Source organism: Actinospineispora acaciae DSM 45401 (genome assembly GCF_000620785.1).
Lineage (GTDB): Bacteria > Actinomycetota > Actinomycetes > Mycobacteriales > Pseudonocardiaceae > Pseudonocardia > Pseudonocardia acaciae.
The window spans coordinates 1-20,441 of record NZ_JIAI01000035.1 but is presented as its reverse complement, the minus strand read 5'-3'; the positions used below and the strand labels follow the sequence as shown (position 1 = coordinate 20,441).

Annotated in this window: 1 protein-coding gene; it reads left to right on the top strand. The window is 75.3% G+C overall.

What is annotated here, in order from left to right; translation table 11 throughout:
* Positions 1-20,441: MBL fold metallo-hydrolase (locus N912_RS59305; RefSeq protein ID WP_037070320.1), on the top strand; the 20,441-nt coding region annotated here is incomplete at both ends.

Below are 20,441 nucleotides of genomic sequence, written 5' to 3'. Positions count from 1 at the left end.
GCCGCCCGGTTCTGGAACTGGATCCGCGTCCACGACCTCAAACCGCTCAACGGCAAACCCTGGAACTTCATCTCCCAAACCCAGTTCGGCATCGGCATCGGACCGCGCTGGTCGCCCATCCCCCACACCCAGCTGCCCAACTTCGTCGAGTACCGCGCCTCGCTGCAGAAGCTCACCTACAGCGACAACGGCGCCGACACCCACAGCCTGCACATGGTCAACGACATCGGGCCCAAGCTCGGCGCCCGGATCGCCAGGCTGCTGCCGTGGCTGCTGCGCCGCGACCCGAACACCGAGTGGAGCCCGATCTGGCGGGGCGCCATGGCCGAACGGCAGGCCGCGTACCACGACAAGCTGCGCCGGCGCGGGCTGCTCCAGCTCGACACCACCATCACCGCGCAGCGGACCCAGCTGGCGGAGGTCCGGGTGAAGATCGCCCGCACCGAGGACCGGATCCGGGCGCTCAACGCCGCCATCGCCTCGGCCGGGCTGGACCCGCTGGGCACGAGACACGTGCGGAGCTCGGTGGCCCCGACGCTGTTCGGGCTGCGGTTGCGGCTGGCCCACCAGCGCCGGCTGGGCAACCGGCTGATCGCCGCGATCAACACCAACCAGAGCCGGCGGGCCGAGATCGAGGAGGGTCCCGGCTCGGCCCTGCCGGCGATCGCGCCGGGGCCGGTCCGGTTGACGCTGGTGCCGGCCCGGCCGGGGCCCGGCGGGACGGTCGCCTCCGGCACCCAGCCCGCCGACCAGCTGTCCGCCCCGGGGGCCGGCCGGGTCGGGTTCGAGCTGCCCGGAGTGGCCGGGCGCAGCGACCCCGGCCACCCGGAGAACCGCAACTTCGACGCGATGGCCGTGATCCGAGGCCCGAACGGGCGGGTCGTCGCCGCGGTGGCCGACCAGCAGGGCTACGCCGAGGCGCCGGCCCCGTCCTCGCGGGTGGCGGTCGAGGCCGCCATGGCCTCGGTCGCCGACGCGCTCGCCGCCGACCCTGACACGCCGGGGCGGCGGCTGGCCCGGCTGGCCTTCGCCGCTGCCGCCGCCGCGACCGCCCCCGGCGCCACCACCAGCACGTTCCTGCTGGTCATCGTGACCCCGACCGGCCCGGACAGCAGCGAGGCGTCGTTCATCTGGGTCGGCGACAGCCGCGCCTACGCCGTAGATGCCACCGGCACCGAGCAGGTCACCGACGACCACACCTGGAGCGCGGCCACCACCGCCGAGGCCACCCCGGCCAACGAACCGGTCCAGTACGTCACCCGCTGGATCGGCCGCGACGCCGCCTTCGCGCCGGGCACCGACACCCGCCAGATCACCGGCCCGGCCCGCATCGTGCTGACCACCGACGAGCTGCACGACTTCTACCCCGACGAGGCCGGCCTCGGTGCCGTGGTCACCGCCGCGAGCGACCCCGCCGCCGCGGCCGACGGGCTCATCGACCAGGTGCGCGCCCGGGGCAGCGGCAACAAGACGGCGATCGTCATCGAGGTCAACACCGGCGCCACCACCACCGGGCACAGCGGCGCGGTGGTCCGGCGCCCGGGCTACCACCTGACCCAACGCGAGCGGCTGAGGCTGCCGAAGGTCCTGGCCGAGCTGATCGACTATCACGGCGCGACCTGGCACCGGTACCGCGGCGAGCAGTGGATCGTCAGCCTGCCGCTGGACGAACGGGTGCTCGGGGCGTTCCGCGACGCCGAGATCGGCGAGCTGGTAGGGCTGCTGGTCGCCTACTACTGGGCCGAGCGCGATGTCGTGGTGGTCATCGAGCCGATGCTCGACATCCTGATCGAGACCGGGCTGCTCGAGGACGTGATGGACCACGAGGACGTCTTCCACCGCAAGAACGAGACCACCCGAAGCGGCCGAGGCCACCGGGTGGACGCCAAGATGATCGACAAGAAGCTCGCCGAACGCGGCTACCCCGCGCCGAGGCCCGCCGCGCCCCGGCCCACCGATCGCCCCAGCCGGCTGCGGGTGCTGGGCGTCCTGGCCGAGCGGGGCGGCGCGAGCGCGGCGACCCTGGCCGAGGCCCTCGGCGTGCCGGAGTCCGAGGCGGCGGCGATGCTGGAGCTGCTGGTCGCGGAGCGCCTGGCGGACGACGCGGACGGCGCCGACGACGCGGACGACGCGCACCGGCCGGGCGAGCTGGGCCGTGTCCTGCTGCCGCTGCTGGACACCGGCCGGACCCTCCACGACCTGGCCCTGGTCGAGCTGTTGACCCAGGCCAGGGCGGTGCTGGCCCGCCCGGCCGCCGCCGAGCTCACCACCGAGGACATGTTCATCCTCCGCCGCGCCGCCCGTCGCGCCGGCTTCGTGGAAGAGCGGGAGCGCGAGCGCGAGGCCGCTGACCAGGCGAAACGGTCGCGGCCGGCGCCACGGCCGCTGCCCGAGCTGGAGGAGGTGCTGGACAAGATTCGGCGCGACCCGCGCACCAGGGACCTCGCCGACGAGCTCGCCGCCATGCTGGGCCGGGCGCCGACCCTGGGCGCGGTGCTGGCCTCGATCGGGCGCGCCGAGGGCGGTGTCGGGCTCGACGAGCTGGACCGCGAGTTCCGCGGTGCCCGTGAGGACCTGTCGGCCCGGCTGCACGCCCTGGTCGGGCTCGGGGTGCTGGTACCGGCCGAGGACGGGCGCTACCGGCTGGACCCGAGGGCCGCTGCCCGGCTGGCCGAGCTCCACCAGCACCCGGCGCGCGACTGGTTCGTCCTGTTCCTCAACGGCTGGCCCACCCCCCATGTGCTGCGCGTGTACGACGTCGTGCTGCGCGACGCGTTCGGCCTCCCCGAGCCGGGCCGCGCCTCCGACGGCATCGACGCGATAGTGGTGCCCACCGGTCGCTCCGCGTCGTGGCTGCACAACGTCTTCCAGCTGGGCGCGGCGACCGGCACGCTGGTCGTCACGCTGAGCAGCGGGGACAGCTCGTCCCGGGACATCGCCGCCGTGGCGGCCCAGTACGACAACCTGGCCTGGATCGGGATCGACGTCCCGAACGACTACCGGCACGAGCTGCTGGAGTTCGAAACCTCACGGCATCCCGCCGCGAGCTTCGCCAGGACGACCGACGTCAGCCGCAAACGCAACATCGGCCTGCTGCTGGCGAAGATGCTGGACTGGAAGAAGATCGTCTTCCTGGACGACGACATCGTCGTGCACCCCGACCAGCTGGACGCGCTCGGTGCCGCGCTCGACCGGGAGTCGGTCGCGGGCCTGTCGGTGACGTACTCCCGCGACTACTCGGTGTCGGGTCGGATCCTGCGCAGGTACGAGGTCCGTTCGGACCTGGAGTTCTTCAACTTCTCCGGCGGGGCGATGGGGGTGGCCGTCGACGCCGACCACGGCTTCTTCGCCGAGGTGGGCGGCGAGGACATCCTTTTCGCCCTCGACGCCTATCACCGACACTCGCTGACGTTCGCCGGCACGGCACTGCAGTACTCCTTCGGGGACGGCGACCCCGCGCGGGCGGCCGCCGAGGAGTTCGGCGACGTCCTCGCGGACGAGGCCTTCCGCTCCAGCCGGGGCTACCGGGACGGGTCCAGCTCGTTCTGGGCGGACGGGGCCATGGCCGACGTCCTGGGGCACAGCTCCTACTGGGCGGGGGTCATCGCGCACCGGCTGGCGGACCTGCGCGCGGCCGCCGCCATGAACCACGGCGAACCGAGGTCGACGGCGATGCTCCGCGCGGCCATGGACCGCTACGAACCGGGCCGACCCGACTCGATCACGGCGGAGAGCTTCGCCGAGTTCGTCCGCGCCTACCTGGCGGACTACCGGCGGTGGCGGTCGGCCTGGAACTCGCTGCCCGCCATGCCGGGGATGGACGACGCGCTGCGCCACCTCCGCCTCCACAGCCACAGCGGCCCGGTGATCAAGGGGCACTGGCCGGGCTGGCTGCGGGCCTGGTGGGAACGGGTGCTGCCGTGGCTCGCGCGGGGCGTCCAGGCGCGGTACGACCCGGCCCGGCCGCGCGGCCCACCGATCCTGGAGATCCCGCTGAGCTGGCCGGTGCGGGCGCTGCTGCTGGTCACCGGGCTGTGGCGGATGCCGTCGCGGCTGGCCGGCTACTACTGGGCCGACCGCGACGCCGTCGTGATCTTCACCCCGACCCTGACCCGGCTGCGCCGGTCCGGGCTGCTGGGCCGGCTGCTCGACCACGAGGACTTCTTCCACCGCCAGGGCAACGAACACGCCCGCAACCGGCGTGGCCTGACCCACGACGAGGACGCCCACCAGATCATCGACGCGCTGGACGGGGCGACCCCGTCGATGACGGTGGACGTGCTGGGCGTCTCCGGGAGCGCGCCGGTGTTCCGGGACGGCGCCCTGGTGGGGACGTCGAGCTACCTGGTGCGCACCCCGGGGGGCATGGTGCTGCTCGACGCCGGGGTCGGGGCGGCCCAGGGGCTGGCGGGTCTCGGGCTGGGGTCGCCGGACGCGGTGTTCATCACCCACCTGCACGACGACCACTTCGCGGAGCTGGTCGAGCTGGCCAGGGCCGGTCAGATCTCGGGTGGCCGGTTGCGGGTGTATGGGCCGGCGGCGCTGCGCGACGAGCTGGCCCGCAGGCTGGGCAACGAGGCGTCACCCGCGCTGGCCGTCACGGTCCTGGGCGCCGGGCGGGTCTCCACCCGGGACCGCGCGGGGGCGCTGTACTCGGCGAACGGCTCGCATGTGCTGGTCGGGGCCGGGCCGCAGGCGGATGCCTGGCTGGGCGGGCTCGGGCTGCGGGACGGGCTCGCGGCGGTCGTGGTGCCGAGCCTGCGCGACGAGGACATCGCCGGGCTGCTGTTCCTGGGCCAGAACCGGCTCTACCCCAAGGACCGCACCGGCGCCGCGGCGCCGGTGGCGGCGAACCGGATCCCGGTCTACGGGCCGGCGGGGCTGGCCGGCGAGGTCCGGGCGCGCAGCCGGGACCGGGGCTACCCCGTCGGGATCGACCAGGCCTTCGAGTTCCACACGATCGGCGAGGGCACCCGGGTCGACATCGCCGGCATGGCCGTGACCACCGGCCCCCACCCCGACCGGAACCGCCCGGCCGAGACCGCCGAGACCGTTGACGACCTGTTCGACCTCGTCGAGCTGGGTCACGGCCGGACCGTGCGGGTCGCGGACCTGGCGGTGACGCCGTTCGCGGTCGACCACCTGGGGATGGACGCCTACGCGCTGCGCGTGGCCGGGCCGCCGGGCGCGGGCACCCTCGCCTACTCCGGCGACACCGGGCACACCGGCGCCCTGGTCGAGGCCGCCCAGGACGCCGACCTGGCGCTGTTCAACTCCTTCTCCCTGGCCTCGGCCGAGCTCGGCGGGCTGCACCTGTCCGGCCGCACGGCGGCGGCGACCGCCAGGGCCGCGGGCGTGCGCCGCCTCGCGCTGGTCCACCACCACTGGAACGCCGACGCGGCGGCCATCCTCGCCGAGGCCCGCCGCCACTTCCGAGGGCCGCTGTGGTCGGCGCGGGTGGGCGACCACTATCGGGTCCGGCACGGCGGTCATGTGCCCGCCGGCCACCTGGCGGCGCTGGACGATCGCGGCGAGTTCGTCGACCCGCACGCGCCGGAGATGGCCGGGGTGTTGGCGGCGGTGCACGACGCGGCGCGGGCGGTGGAGGCCGGCGGCGGGCTGCGCCGGGCCCGGCGGGGCGCGGTCATGGACGCCAGCCCGCGCGGGCGGTGGGCGGCCGAGGGGCTCGGGTTCGCGCTCGGCACCCGGTTCAACGAGGTGCTGGCCGGGTTGCTCGCCGAGCGCGGGCTGCTGGCGGTGCGGGTGGTGTACTTCCTGGACCGGGAGCGCGCCTGGGTGGTCGCGGACCAGGAGCTGTTCTCCCAGCTCCGCCGGCTCCCGCCCCAGGTCCGCCAGGCGCTGGAGGACCACGAGCTGATCCACTGGCGGCACCCGGACTGGGACGAGCGGGCGGTGTGGCGCCACGCCGGCGACGAGGCCCACGAGGCCGACGAGGCGCCGACGCCGGCCGGGCTGCCGGCGCACCCGTTGCGCGGCGTGCGGTTCGTCCGGTCGCTGGGAGGCCCGGCCAAGACGGTGCGCGGTGGCCGGCCGAAGGTGATGGAGCTGTCCCAGGGCGGCACCCGGCTGGTGGCCAAGCAGTGGGACCACGACCCGGGCACGGTGGTCAGGGCCGCGTTGGCCGCGACGATCTACCGGCTGGTCGGGGTGCCCGCCTCGACGGTGCGGTTCGCCGTGGCCGTCGAGGACGTCTACGACCGCGACCCGTCCGACCCGGACGCCAAGATCGTGATCGACGCCGGGGACGTGCTGGAGCTCGCCGAGTACATCCCGGGCGAGACCCCCGGCCTGGACAGCGAGGAGCACCGCGCCGCGCTCGCCGCCGAGTTCGTCATCACCGCGCTGCTGCGCGACTGGGACGGCCTGCGCGCCAAGCGGGACAACCTCAAGCTGCGCGACGGCCTGCTCTACCGCGTCGACTTCGACACCGCCCTGCCCAACGGCCCCGGCCTGCCCGAGGACGGCTTCCGCATCCCCGACTCGGCCGGCGAGATGGAACAGCTCGCCCGCGCCGTCTACGGCCGGCTCACCGAGGCCGACCTCCTGGCCCAGTTCGACCACGTCCACCGGCTGCGCGACCAGATCCTGGCCCTGGTCCCGGCCGGCGACCTGCACCGCATGATGACCGCCCGCCTGGACTGGATCGCCCGGGTGGTCACGACCCGCCAGCTCCCCACAGCGCTGCTGACCGACCTGGACAGCGCCCGACGAGCCTGGTCCGAACGGTTCCCCCAGGACCGGCCGAACACCCCACCGCCGCACGCCGGCCCCACCACCGGCCACACCCCCACGGTGCCCACCCGCCTGCGGCTGGCCACCCCGACGGTGCTGCACGCGCTGGTCGAGGCCGGCATCCCGGTGTGGGTCCACGGCTGGCGCCCGGGCCTGTGGGGCGAGGGCCGCTGGGAGATCAGCCTGCCCACCGCCGACGTCGCGGCCGGCCGCACCCACCCGTGGGAGCCGAACGTGCACCCCACCGACCCCGAGCGGCTGCGCGCCGCCCTGCTGGAGCTGCCCGGCCTGCGGCCACCGCCCGGCGCGGCGACCCGGCCCGCCACCACGTCGGCCGACCCGCTGGCCCACCTCGCCGAGCTGCTGGCCGGCGCGGGCATCGAGGTCACCGTCGTCCAGCCCGAGATGGTCATGGCCGACGGTTTCCCCACCCTGCTCGGCGCCCTCGAGGGCCGCCCCGCCGAGAACCTGGCCGACCGGGCCACCTGGCTGGCCGGCGAGCTGTCCACGCTCGGCCGGCTCGCCCTCTGGATCCGCTCCGACGACCTCACCCACACCGACCTCGACGCGCTCGCCGCCCACCTCGGCGCCGCCCACCCCGAGCTGAACTGGATCTACCTGGCCACCGACCACCACACCACCGTGTGGCGGCGCACCGAGCCGTCCGCCCGCGCCGGCGGCTGGCTCACCAAGGCCGTCCGGTTCGTGGCCAGGGCCTGGGGCAACCGAGGGCCGCCGGTGACGCACGGGGCGGTCGTCCTCGTCGACTACGGGACGACCACCGCCCGCCAGCGCCGAGTGATCGCATCGGTGGCCGAGCGCGCCATGCCGGCCGGGGCCGCGGAGTTCCTCCCGCCGGGGCGGCTGGTCGGCTTCGGCGGGCTGCTGCGCGAGCACGTCGACCTGGCGCGCAACCAGGGCCTGGTCGCGGTGGACGACTTCAACCGCGACATCGTGCGCGGGGGCGGGCCGGCCGGCGTGGTCTTCTACGTCCACGACGACGGCACCGCCTACACCGACACCCGCACGCTGGCCGCGCTGCGCGCGGGGGTGCTGGCCCCCGGCGACCTCACCGACCTGCTGCTGACCACGCTCGCCACCCAGCAAGGCATCGCCACGCCCTCGGCCGGGCGGTGGTCCCGGGAGCTGGACCGGCCGGACCTGTCCCCGCTGCGCCCGGTCGTCGAGGCGCCCGCCCCGGGCTGGGCCGGCCGGCTGTCGGGGTGGCTCGACCGCGCCTTCGGTCACGACCTCAGGTCCGTCGCGCACGGGATCGGGGCGGTCGCCGCGTTCGTCGGCGTCACGACGGCGGTGGGGACGCTGGTGGCGACGGCGGTGCTGGCGCCGGTCCTCCAGGAGCTCATGACGCCGGTCCTCCCCGACCTGGCGATCGGGGTGGCCTCGGCGGTCGCCCTCTGGGTCACCGGGCGGGTCGGCATGCACCTGAGCTCGTCCGCCGCCGCGCCCTCGGTGCGCACGGCGCTGCACGCGGCCATGGGGGCCAGCACCGACCACGCCGACACCGGCGTCGCGCTCCGGAAGGCCGAGAAGCGGCTGGCGCGGCTGCGCCAGGAGCGTTTCGGAGCCACCGATCCGCGCGGGCTCGAGCAGCGCATCAACGCCCTCGAAGCCGAGGTGGCGCGCCTGGAGACGCGGCTGCGCCGGATGGAGCTCACCGGCGACCCGCGCATCCCGTTCCGCATCGAGGCCTGGGACGGCCTCGACGAACGGGTCCGCGCCGGCCTCACCGAGGCCTACGGGCTGCTGGTGCGGACCGGTGTCGCCGGGACCCTGCACGCCGGAAAGGCCGAGGTCGAGGTGCGGATCCTGCCCGACCGCGCGTTCCACCAGGCCTGGCGCACGTCGCACAAGAAGCGGCGCAAGGGCCCGCCTCAGGCGTTCGTCCACCGCCGCGTGATGTACCTGCGCGAGTCCACCTTCCGGTTCCCCTCGCGGCAGAACGTGCGGCGCAACGAGCGGGTCATCGCCGCGGCCCGCGTCCTGGTGCACGAGTGGGTGCACGTGGTCGACCTGACGGCCTCACACCGGCAGATGGAGCGCAACGCGTTCCTCGCCGATGGCCACCTCGGGCGCGCGCTGCACCTCGCCGTGCGGCTCGCGCAGGCGCCCCCGGGCGAGCGGGAGCGGCTACAACGGCTGTTCGACGCCTGGCGGGAGCTGCTGGAGCAGTGGCGGCCCACCCGGCAGGCCCCGATGTCGTATCGGCTGTCCCCCTACTACGACGACGTGCCGGAGGGCACGAACGCCCGGTGGGGCGGCAACGGCGTGAACGGCATGAACGGCATCGCCGCCCGGATCGCCGAGTTCGCGTTCCGCCGGCTGCACGGCGGCACCGGCGAGCGTGGCCGCAAGGGCACCGGCGACGGCGGCGGCGCGGTGGCCGCCACCCGCGCCGAGCTGGACAGGCACGTCGCCGCCGGGCGGCTGGCGTCGGACATCTGGGAGCTGCTCGACCAGGCCGGGAGCCCGGAGGCGGCCCGGCGGCTGGCGCAGCGGGTGGAGTTCGCCCGCGCGTTCGGCATCGACCCGGCGTCGGGGTCGGACCGGTTCGGTTTCGTGCCGGACCGGGATGCCGACGGGCGCCCGGTGTGGCGGCTGCCCACCTCGTTCGGCGAGGTGGTGTTGACCGGTGAGCAGCTGAGCCTGGACGGCAGGGACCCGTTGTCGCCGGCGGCGAACGCGGTGAGCTCGCTGGTGGCCAGCGCGTTCTCGTGGCTGCCCCCTCGGCTGGACGAGAGCGAGCGGCCGGCCCGACTGCTGGAGCTGGTGGCCGCCGCGGCCCGGCTCACCCCGACCGCGCTCGGCGAAGCCGGCGGCGTGCGGGCCGCCCGGGTCAGGTTCGACCGGCCGGTCGCGACGCTGACGTGGCAGGGCGGCGCCTGGACCAGGGACATGGAGCTGGTCACCTGGGAGATCGAACCCGGGCGGCATCTGCTGGTCGGGTTCCACCCGGTCGCCGAGGACGCCCCGACCGGGCTGGCGCACTCCGACGCGCTCGCCGAGGCCCGGCGCGGGGTGGTCGCCATCCGCGACCCGCTCGGTCAGGTGATCGGCACCGGGTGGGTGGTCGAAGCGGCCACCGACTCCCGCCCGGCCAGGGTCCGCACCGCCTACCACGTCGCCGAGCTGTTCACCGCCGGCCACACGGTCGACGGGCTGACCATCACCGACGTCCGCGCCCTGCCGCTGGCCGGCTACGGCGACCTGTCCGAACGGGCCGCCGACGCCCAGAACTCCCTCGAACGCGACCCGAAGGGCGACCGGCTGCCGACGCTGGACCTGGCCGAGTTCAGCGTGTGGGGGCTGGAGCGCCCCGCCGTGCCGACGCGGACCGAACCCGTCGAACCGGGCGAGCCGATCACCGTCATCGGCTACCCCGAGGGCATCGGCCTGATCACCCAGGCCCCGGCCCTGGCCGAGCGGCGTGGGCTGGTCGAGTCCCTCGTGGCCCTCGGCGGCGGCGTGTCCGGCGCGCCCGGCTTCGACGCCCACGGCAGGGTCGTGGTGACCGTCGTCGGCGGGCGAGCCGGCCGCCTCTACGGCATCGCGCCGGACCTGAGCACCGGGTTCGGCGATCGGGTCACCGGCGAGGCGGGCCGCCCGGTGCCGCCGCTGCCGAAGCGAAACCGGTTCGGCACGCCCGGCCCGTCACCGGCGGGGCTCGCACGCGCCCTCGACGGATCTCTCACCAGCGTCGAGCGGCTCATCGACGAGCTCGCCGCCGGGCTGGACGCCAACTCACGGGCGGCGCTGGACGTCCTCGCCGCCCGCCCCACCCAGTTCCTCGACCACGTCGGCGAGCTGCTCCTCACCGCGCCAGGCACCGAGCCGTTCCGCGTGTTCACCGAGCGCGCCGACGCCGCCCGGGCCGCGCTGGAGGGGCTGCACGCCGCCGCGACGGCCCGCCGGGCCACCGACACCGGCGGCCCGGCGGGTGGGGCGGTTGCCGTCGCGCGGGACACCGGCGCCGGAACGCGCCTGGGCCGGCTGCAGAACCGGCGGGTGCGCGCGGCGCTGGCCAGGCTGCGCGCCCACACCCGCGAGGTTCCTCCCGGGCACCCGGCCCACCGGCTGGTGGACCCGAGGCGGGTGTGGGCCGGGCACGACTACCGGCCCCGGCTGTATGCGGTAACCGGGTTGAACCGCGAGCTGGGCGACCAGCCGTTCGCGGTGGTGCTGTTCGTGGCGCCCGACCCGAACGCGCGCGGTCGGCTGGCGGTGTTCGTCGACGCCGGGGTGCTGGCCAACATGCCGCTGCTCGGCGAGGCCGAGCGGGCGCTGCTGGCCGACCGCGAGCTGGCCCGGCTGCGCGGGCTGGCCGAGCACGAGGTCCAGCGGATGCCGCTGCCACCGCCGGCCGCGCTGCTGACGCTGCTGCGACCCGAACCCGCACCGGACACCGCCGCGGCCCGGGCGACGCTCCAGGCGCGCGCCGTGCTCGGCGAGCTGAGCCTGCTGCTGGCTGAGCTGGAGCGGTTGGAGCTGGCCGGCCCGGGGATCGCGGCCACCCGCGGTTACCTGGCCGCCCGCGCCGACCGGGTCGCCCTGCTGGCCCGCGCCGGTTTCCTGGACGAGGCGTTGCGGGAGTACCGCGAGATCGCCTGGGTGCTCGGCGCCGGGCGCGGGGAGCGCATCGAGGTCTTCCGCGCGCTGCTGCGCGCCGCCGAGACGCTGGTCCCGGCCTGGGTCGACGCCGGGCGCGATGTCGCGGCGTTGCTGGACACCGCGCCCACCCCGGAGCACTGGGGCGCGGTCGCCGCCGGGTGGGCTCGGTGGCTGGGCGCGAACGACCGGACCGCCCAGGCCGGCGAGCTGTTGGAGCGGACCAACAGGTTCACCCGGGAGTTCAACGAGCAGCTGCCGCCGCCCGACCTGCGCACCGTGGCCGGGCTCGGCATCCCGGCCAACGTGGCGCTCGGCCTGCTGCGCGGCCGGATCGCCGCCGGCCTGGACGATCCGGACTACCCGCTGCCCGGCCTGGACCCGGACGCCGTGGCGACCTTGATGCCCACGCTGCGCGCCCTCGCGCTGGCCGCCGAGGGCGGCATCGAACAGGCCGGCCGGGACGTGGAGCTGATCGACGGTCCGGCGTATCGGGTGGCCCTGGGCCTGCTCGACGACGTGGTGGCCGAGCGCAACGCGCGGGACCTCGACCTGCCCGCCGACACCACCGACAGAGCCGAAGACAGAGCCGAAGACAGAGCCGACCGGTTCGACGCGCTCACCGCCGAGGCCAGGGACCTGATCGCCCGCGCCAACGGCCTGCTCACCGAGCTCGCGGCCACCGGCCACGACCTGACCGGGCAGACCCTGGCCGACGCCCTGCGGCTCGCGGCGTCCGGAGAGCGCCAGGAGGAGCGCTCCCGGCTGCTGGCCTGGGCGGTCATCGGCCACGCCCCGACCGAGGGGCCGGTCGACCCGGCGTACCGGTCCGCCGCGCTGATCGCGTTGGGCGAGCTGGCCGACGCGCCCCTGGACGCGCGGAACCCGTGGCGGGACGCGCTGACGCGCACGGTGGTCGAGGTCCTGGACCTCCCGCTGGCCGAGCGCGGCGCCGACCGGGACGAGCTGACCGGACGGGTCGAGTGGCTGGCCGGCGCGGACCCCCGCGCGCGGTTGGCCTACGCGGTCGTGCTGGCCGCCACCCAGGGCTCCTGGCCGCTCGACGAGCTGACCCGGGCCCGGCTCGCCGCCCCGGGACTGGTCACACCGCACCTGGTCGGCCTGGCCCGGCTGGTCACCGATCCGACCCTGGCGCCCGCGCGCGACGCGCTGACCGACCTGCTGGTCCTCGCGCTGCCCGAGTCGGCCGATCACCGGGACCTGGAGCCGCTGCTGTCCGCGTGGGTCGAGCTGGCCGACACCGTCGCCTCGCTCGCCCCGGCGCTGTCCCGCGAAGACCTGCTCGACGAGGTCGTCGCGCTCCTGCCGACCTGGTTCGCCCTGCGCGGCGACGAACACCGGGAGCTGGACTCGGTGCCCGGCGCGCTGGACGAGCTTCGGCTGGGCGTCACCACGATCCTGGCCGACCGGCTCGGCGTGGTGGCCGACTCCGACCTGTGGGAGCTGTTCACCACCCGGGCGCACCGGCTCCCGGCCGACGTCGCGCGGGCGCTGCGCTCGTTCGACCAGCACCTGCGGGACGGCCACCGCCGGGCCGCGGCCAACGCCCTGGCCAGGAACGCCTGGAACGGCGAGCTGCGCGCGATCCACGGCCCCGCCGCGTTCGCCGAGCACCGGCGGTTCGCCGCGACGGACGAGCACGCCCGCATCGGCGACCGGGACGTGGTGATCGGCGAGGTCACCGACCTGGCGCTGCTCGACGAGCTCGCCGGCCGGACCGGCGACTACCTGCACCCCAGGCAGCTGGTCCTGGGCGTCTGGGCGGCCGGCCACGGCGAACGGGGACAGCGGCAACGCGGCCGGCTGCTCGGCCACGCCGTGCTGTTCCTGTCCCCGGACGGGATCCTGCCGCTCGGACCGGTGCACGGCCCGAGCAACCTCGACCTCGGCCCCACGCTGCGCGACTACATCTGGTCCAGGGCGACCCGCGAGCGCATGCCCGTGCTCGCCCCGCGCGGCTGGGACCTCGACTGGCTCACCCCGCGCCGCCGGGCCCGCGCGTCCGGCTCGGCGCGGCTGCCGGCGGACGGACGCCGGTCCCTGCCCACCCCGGCCGGCGAGCTCGCGCTGCCCGCCACCCTCGACCACGTCCGGGTCCACCAGCCCCGGTCACAGCGTTCCGGGCGGGGCTCGTGGTGGCGCTGGGGCGGCACCCTGGTCGCGCTCGCCGGCGGGTTCCTGGCCGCCGGCATGACCGGGTCCGGCCACTACGCGGACGCCGCCGCGTTCCTGCCGATCCTGCTGGGCATGCCGTCGAGCGGACCGCGCGGCCCGCCGCCGGCGGAGGACGACAGCTTCGCCGGTCTTCCGCTGGAGCTGCTGGACGTCGCGGCTATCGAAGGGATCGAGGGCCGCGTCTGGGTGGACGGCAAACCGAAGGTGCTGCGGGCCCGTGACGGCAGCGGCCGCGCCCTGTTCCTCAAGCACGCGCACCCGAGCGAGCACCACGCGCTGGTGACCTGGGTGGCGGTCTCGTGGATCCTGCGCGTGTTCGGCATCCCGGTGCCGAGGACCTGGCTGGCGATCGCCGACCGCGACATCGAGCACCAGGTCCCGGGCCTGTCCAAGCCGGTGACCGTGGTGCGCGCCGGCGACGTGGTCGTGGCGCAGGAGAAGCTGCCCGGGCGGGAGCCGGGCCTCCACGAGCTCGGGCCGTGGCGCCGGCACCTGGCCGGGCGGCTGGCCGCGACGCTCCTCGCGCGGGACGCGGACGGGATCAGGCCGCACAACCTGCTGCTGGACCGGTCCGATCCGCCGACACCGCCCGCCCAGTTCGACTTCGACAAGGCGATGCTGGACACCCCGTGGTCACGGTCGGACGACGCCGGGTTGTTGATCTCCGGCAACTTCCCGGTCTTCGGGCTGCTCACCGCCGAGGACATGCTGGCGCTGCTCTCCCAGGCGCTCGCGCTGCGCGGCCCGCTGCTGGCCGCCATGCCGAACGAACGGCTGCGCGCGGAGGTGGCCGCCGGACTGGACTGGATGGCCGAGGCGGTCGCGGACGGCCTGCCGCGCGTGGTCCTCAACCAGCTGCAGACGGCCGCCCAGCGCGCGGCCCAGGACTCCTTCCGCAACGGCTACCAGCCCGACAGCGGCTACCAGCGGCTCGCCCCGCCGGCCGACCCGGGCCTGCCCCCACCGCTGCGCGACGGGCAACGCCGCCTGGCCCACCCCGCCGAGCTGCTGGAGCTACGGCTGCACGGCCACCAGATCCGGGTGCACGAACACCGGCCGGACGGCCGCTGGGACGTCACCGTCGCGGGCGGCAGCGGCGGCCTGGCCGAGGACGGGATGAGCAGGACCGACGCCGCGGCGTTCGCCTCGGTCCTGCCGTCGCTGGAAGAGCACGCCGCCGTCGACGGCGACCTTCCGCTGCCCTACCTGGACGACGACCTGCCGGTCCTGCTGCTCGACCCGGAGCGGGCCCGTCCGTGGCTGGCCCGCGTCGGGCTGGAGGACCTGCCCGAGCGGCTGGTCGCGTTCGCCTGGCTGCGTCCCGGGCGCGGCAACCTGCTCGTGATGTTCAGCAACGGCGCCGGCGAGCTCGCCGAGCTGGACGCACTGGGCATGCCGGTCAGGGCGTGGTGGCAGCGGGTGGTCGGCCACGAGCGCGGACACCTCAACGGCCGCTGGGACACCACCAGCGACAGCGCCCACAACAGCGACACCGCCGACCTCCTGTCCGAGCTGTGGGACATGCGCGCGTGGGCGCGCCTCGGCCCGGCCGGGCGCGAGCTGCTCGACGCGCTGCGCGGCGAGGGCGTCCAGCAACAGCTCATGCCCCGGCGGGCGATCGGGAACAACCCCTACCTGCTGGTCGACGCCCACGGCCGGGAGATCGCGATCCACAAGCTGGCCACCTCGATCCTGGGCAACGAGGCGGCCAGGGAGATCGCCGGCTACATCGTCGACGACGAGCTGGGCGCCGGCCTGGTGCCGCTGACCATCCGGTGGGACGGCGGCTCGGCGCAACGCTGGATCCACGGCTCCAGCGCTCACGTGCCGGCCAGCAGCTTCTCGACGTTCGAACAACAGCTGGCCGCCGTCGTCGACTACATCATCGGCGCCACCGACCGGCACGGCCCCGGCTACAACAACTTCCGGGGCGAACAGCGGGCCGACGGCACCTGGAGGCTGTGGCTCATCGACAACGGCGACGCGTTCCCCAGCCGAAACCGTCTCGCCAGGGAGACCACCGTCGAGATCAACTCCCCGTTCGTGCGCGCCCAGCAAGGAGCCAAGCTCGACACCGCCGTCCTCGACCTGGTGGACGCGGTCGACCAGCGGCGGCTCGCCAGGCGCCTCTCGGAGGTCAGGGGCCTCGGCGACTACGAGATCGACGCGGTGCTGGCCCGGCTGCGTGAGATCCAGCAACGCCGCGCCATTACCGGCGAGGTGTGGCGGGCGCAGAAACGCGAGGCCCGGCAGAAACGCGATGTCCGCAAGCGTGGGTCGCACAACGGGCCGGTGGCGCTGTGGCCGTTGGACGGCATCGAAGAGGACGCGCTGACGGCGGTGCTGCCGGAGCTGACCCCGGAGCTTCGCCAGGAGCTGGAGCAGTGGGGCTGGTCGGCCCGGGGCCCGCCGGAGCTGGCGATCGTGCCCGCCGACCGGCTGGCCGAGCGGCTGACCGGGTACTACCGCGAGCACGGCCACCCGGACCGCGACGGCCGCGACACGGTGGCCAAGCTCGGCGCCTACACGGTCGACCGGACGATCTACCTCACCGGCGAACGAGCGGCCCAGCTCGACGACGAGCTGCTCGGCGACGTGCTGGCCCACGAGTTCGAGGAGCACATCGAGGGCCGCGCGCTGCTGGGCGGCCACGACGAACGCGCCGAGCCCCTCGCCGCCCGGCTGCGCCACGCCGACGAGGTGTGGCGGCGCCGCCCGGCCCTGGACGCCGCGGACCGCGAGGTCGACCTGGCCGAACGGTGGGTGGCCGAGGGCCGGCCGGACCTGGCCCGCACGGCACTGCGGCGGGCGACCGACCGGCTCGACGAGCTGGACGACTGGCTGTGGGCCGACCCGGTCCGCGCGATGCGGTTCGTCGTCGCGACCGATGGCCAGTTGGCGATCGTCCGCGGCCGAGCCGACTCGCTGTCCATCCCGAACACCGACACCGACACCGGCGCCGGCACCAGCACCGGCATCGACACCCGCGAGACCCCGGCCGGCGCGCCGGCGGACCCGCTGCGGACGGGCGCGGTGCTGCCGATCTGGTCGGACGGGACGCAACGCGGGGTCGCCTGGGCGATCGGCCCGGACCTGTGGGTCGGCTCGGTGGGCGGGTTCGGCCCCTCCGGGGACGTGGGCACGGTCCGCATCGGGTCCGAACCGGCCGGCACGGTGCTGCGCACCGAACCCTCCGACCACGGGGAGCACGCCCTGCTCGCCGAGCACGCCGACCTGCTGTTCGGCTGGCTGCGCGGGCACCCGGGCGCGGGCCTGGTGCTGTTCCGGGGGCCGGCAGCGGGCGCGGCCACCGTCCGGCTGTCCGACCGGCCGGCCCGGCGCGGTGACCTGGTCACCATCGTCGGCCACGACGGCGGTGCCGTGCGGCTGAACGGGGGGCTTGCGGTGCTCGCCGCCGGCGAGGCCACCCTCACGGTGCGGGCCGAGCTGAACTACCCCTCGGTCGGCGCCCCGGTGCTGGGCGCGGACGGCCGGGTGGTCGGGATGGTCGAGCACGTCGACCCGGACACCGGCCTGGTCACCGCGTCCACGTCGGCGCCGCTGCGGCTGGCCGACTCCGCCCGCCGGGCCCGTGGCCTGCACCCGCCGGCCACCCTGCTGGGCTGGGTCGACGAGCTCTTCGAGCTGGTCGACGCGGCGCTGGCCGCCGGGAACCCGGAACGGGCCGGCGAGCTGCTCGACGAGGTGGCGATCGGGCTGGACACGGCGGCCCGCGAGCTCGGCGCGCGCCGCGACACCCGCCTGGAGCCCGAGGACTATGACGACGGCGTCGCCCGCCTGATCGAGTCGGGGCACCGCTGGCACGCCCGCTCCCCCCGCCTTGGCCAGGACACGGAGAACGACCTCGCCGTCGGGCGGCTGCTCTCGGCCGCGGTACGGGCCGCCGAGCGGGGCGACCGCGTCCCCCCCGAGGTGTTCGACGCCGTGCTGGACGCCGCGCTGCTGGTCGGCGACCCCCGGGCCTGGCGGGCGCACCTCACCTTCGACCACGATCCGCAACGGCTCGCCGCCGCGATCCAGAAGCTGGCCCGGCGGCAGCCGGCGGTGACCCAGGCCGACCTGGTGACCGCCCCCGCGAGGACCGCCGCCGTCCTGCGGGTGTTGATCGACCAGCTGCCCCCGGCCCAGGCCCGCCCCCTGGCGGCCGCGCTGGACGCCTGGGAACGCGCCGGTGAGCTGATCGACGACCTGCCCGCGCTGCGCAACCTGCTGCCGACCGCGCGCACCACCCCCGACCAGGCCCGCGCCGGGGTGGCCGTGGCGCGGATCTGGCTGGGCCGGCTGCGCGCCATGGTCGACAAGTACGGAAACCAGTGGCGGCCGAACAGCCCACCTGGCGGCGGGCTGACCACTCGCCGGTTCGACCTGGACGAGCACCGCAAAGTAGTCGCCGGGTTCCGGCCGATCCTGTCCCGGCTTCCCGACGCCGAGCATGGCCCCGGGTTCCTGCTGGTGGACTGGCCGCTGGTGCGGCCGCTGTTCGAGCGCGAAGGCCTACCCAACCTGGGCCGCGAGATGATCGCCTACACCGTGTTCGACCGGCTCGGCCGGGCGTGGGAGGTGCGGTTCGCACACGTCGACGAGGCGATTCGGGCGCTGCCCGCCGACGTGGCCGCCTACCTGGATGAGCTGATCTCCAAACACGAGCGCGGGCACGCGGTCCGGCGTGACGCCGCCCATCCCGAGGACGGCTGGGCCGGACACGAGCAGGAGCGCCAGCGGATCGTGGGCCTGGTGCTGGCCGCGTTGGCCGGCCGAGCGATCCCCCTGCCCGAGTCCTACACCGCCGACCGGGCCACCCACGCCGGACATACCCTGTCGGCCCTGTTAACCGCGATCGGAACGGCAAGCGCCGACCCTGCCCGGTCGGGGGTGACGCCGGCCGAGCTGGCGCGGCGCACCGAGCTGGCGGAGACCACCGTGCTCGTGCGGCTGGCCACCTTGGTGGGGTGGGGGCTGGTCGAGCGCGAGCCGATCACCGACGAGGACGTCGAGGCCGGCGAATACGCCCACGGCTATCGCTACCGCCTCGCCGCGCACACCGTCCGGCTGCTCGCCGACGTGGCAAACCCGCCTGGGCCGCGCACGTCGCGGTACCGGCGGGCGTTGCGGGCGCTGGCCTACTGGTTGGACAAGGCGGCCGGCCTGGAACCGGACGTGCCGACCACCGACGCGATCGCCTCGGCGCTCGACAGGGTGCGGGAGATCCGGGGCAGCCCGCTGCACGGGGCCACCGCGCGGGCGTCGTCGAACTCGCTACGCGGCATCCTCGACGTGTTGGCTGCCCTGCCCGAGGGCGCCACTACGGCGGAGCTGCTCGACAGGACCCCCCGCGCCAGCCTGACCAACCTGCGCCAGCGGCTGGCCGGCCTGGTCGCGCTCCGGCTGGTCGACCAGGTCTCCGACACCCGCCCGGGTGGCAACCCCCGAGAAAGCCTGTACCGGCTCAGCGGGCCCGCGGCGCGGTTCCTGCCGATGCTGGACGGCCTGCCATACCGATCACGCGACCCGCGCGACCGGGTGCTGCGCACCGTGACCGGCCTGCTGAACAAGCCGGCCCTGCTGGACCCGGGCTCGCAGGCCCGCCGCCAGCTTGAGGACGCCCTTGACCTGGCCGCGCTGCTGATCCCGGACAACCCGCTGGCCGAACCGTTCACCTCGGCGCCCCCCGACTCGTGGCAGGGCACCCTGGAGGCGGTCGCTTCGGCTCCCGAGGGCATGAGCACCGAGGAGCTGGCCGCGCTCCCGCCCGGCATCGGGGTCCGGCCGATGCGCATCCGGGTGCGCACCCTCACCAAGGACATGGGCCTGCTGCGCCGCGACCGCGACAGCCGCCCCGGTGCCAACGCCAACGCCAAGGTCTACTTCCTGTCCGAGGACGGCCAGCGGCTGCTGCTGGCACTGCACCACCCGGCCCGCCACGCCAAGGACATTGCGGAGCTTCGCGCACTGCGCACCCTGGCCGTGCTGCTCCGCACCCCCACCAACAAGCTCGGCCCAGGCTCCAAAGACAAAATCGCCAAGGCGCTCGCCAAGGCTCGCAAGGTCCGCACCGTCCGCGCTGGTCCGCGGGGCGGCAAGCCGAGAGCGGGCACCAGCGATGACGGCGGCGCGGTGGTGCTGGGCAAGCCGCTGCGTCGCTGGCAGCGGCGGTGGGTCGCCAACCGGTTGCGCGCCCAGGCCAACCGGCTGACCCCGCTAGAGGAGCTGCCGCATCGCATGCCGCGCGGCCCGCCCGGGGTGCGGGTCCTGATCGCCGGCGACGACGTGGCGGTTCCCTTCGCCGGCCGGCTGGTGGCGTTCGGCTGGGCCGAGCGCGGCGTCGTGGTGATCACCCGAGCGATGCTGGACGAGATCGCCGCCCACCTCGCCGCCGGCCGCCTGCCCGCCGGCTGGTGGTACCGGCTGCTCGCCCACGAACGCGACTTCCACCTCGACGGCCACGAGCACGACGGCGCTCGCCACGACGGCCACGCCGCGGCCATTGCCGACGAGTTCTTGCTGGCCAGGGCGCGCGCACTGTCCGTCAAGGAGGTGCTGGCCGTCGTGCGCGAGCACCCCGGGATCAACAACAGGACGCTGGCCGCGCTGCTCGGGCTGTCCACGGCCAAGACGAACAAGAAGATGACAGCGCTCACCATGCTGGGCCTGATCCGCTCGGAGCGCGCCGGCAAGCCCCTGCAGCACCGCTACTTCCGCACCGACAAGCCCGAGCGGTCACTGCCCGCCGAGCTGCTGGCCGCCCCGCTGGCCGAGACCGACCACCGGGCGCTGCTTCGGCGCGACGAGCCCACCGGCCCGCGCGAACCGAAACCGGCCGGCGCCGGCCGACCCCAACAGCCGAAACA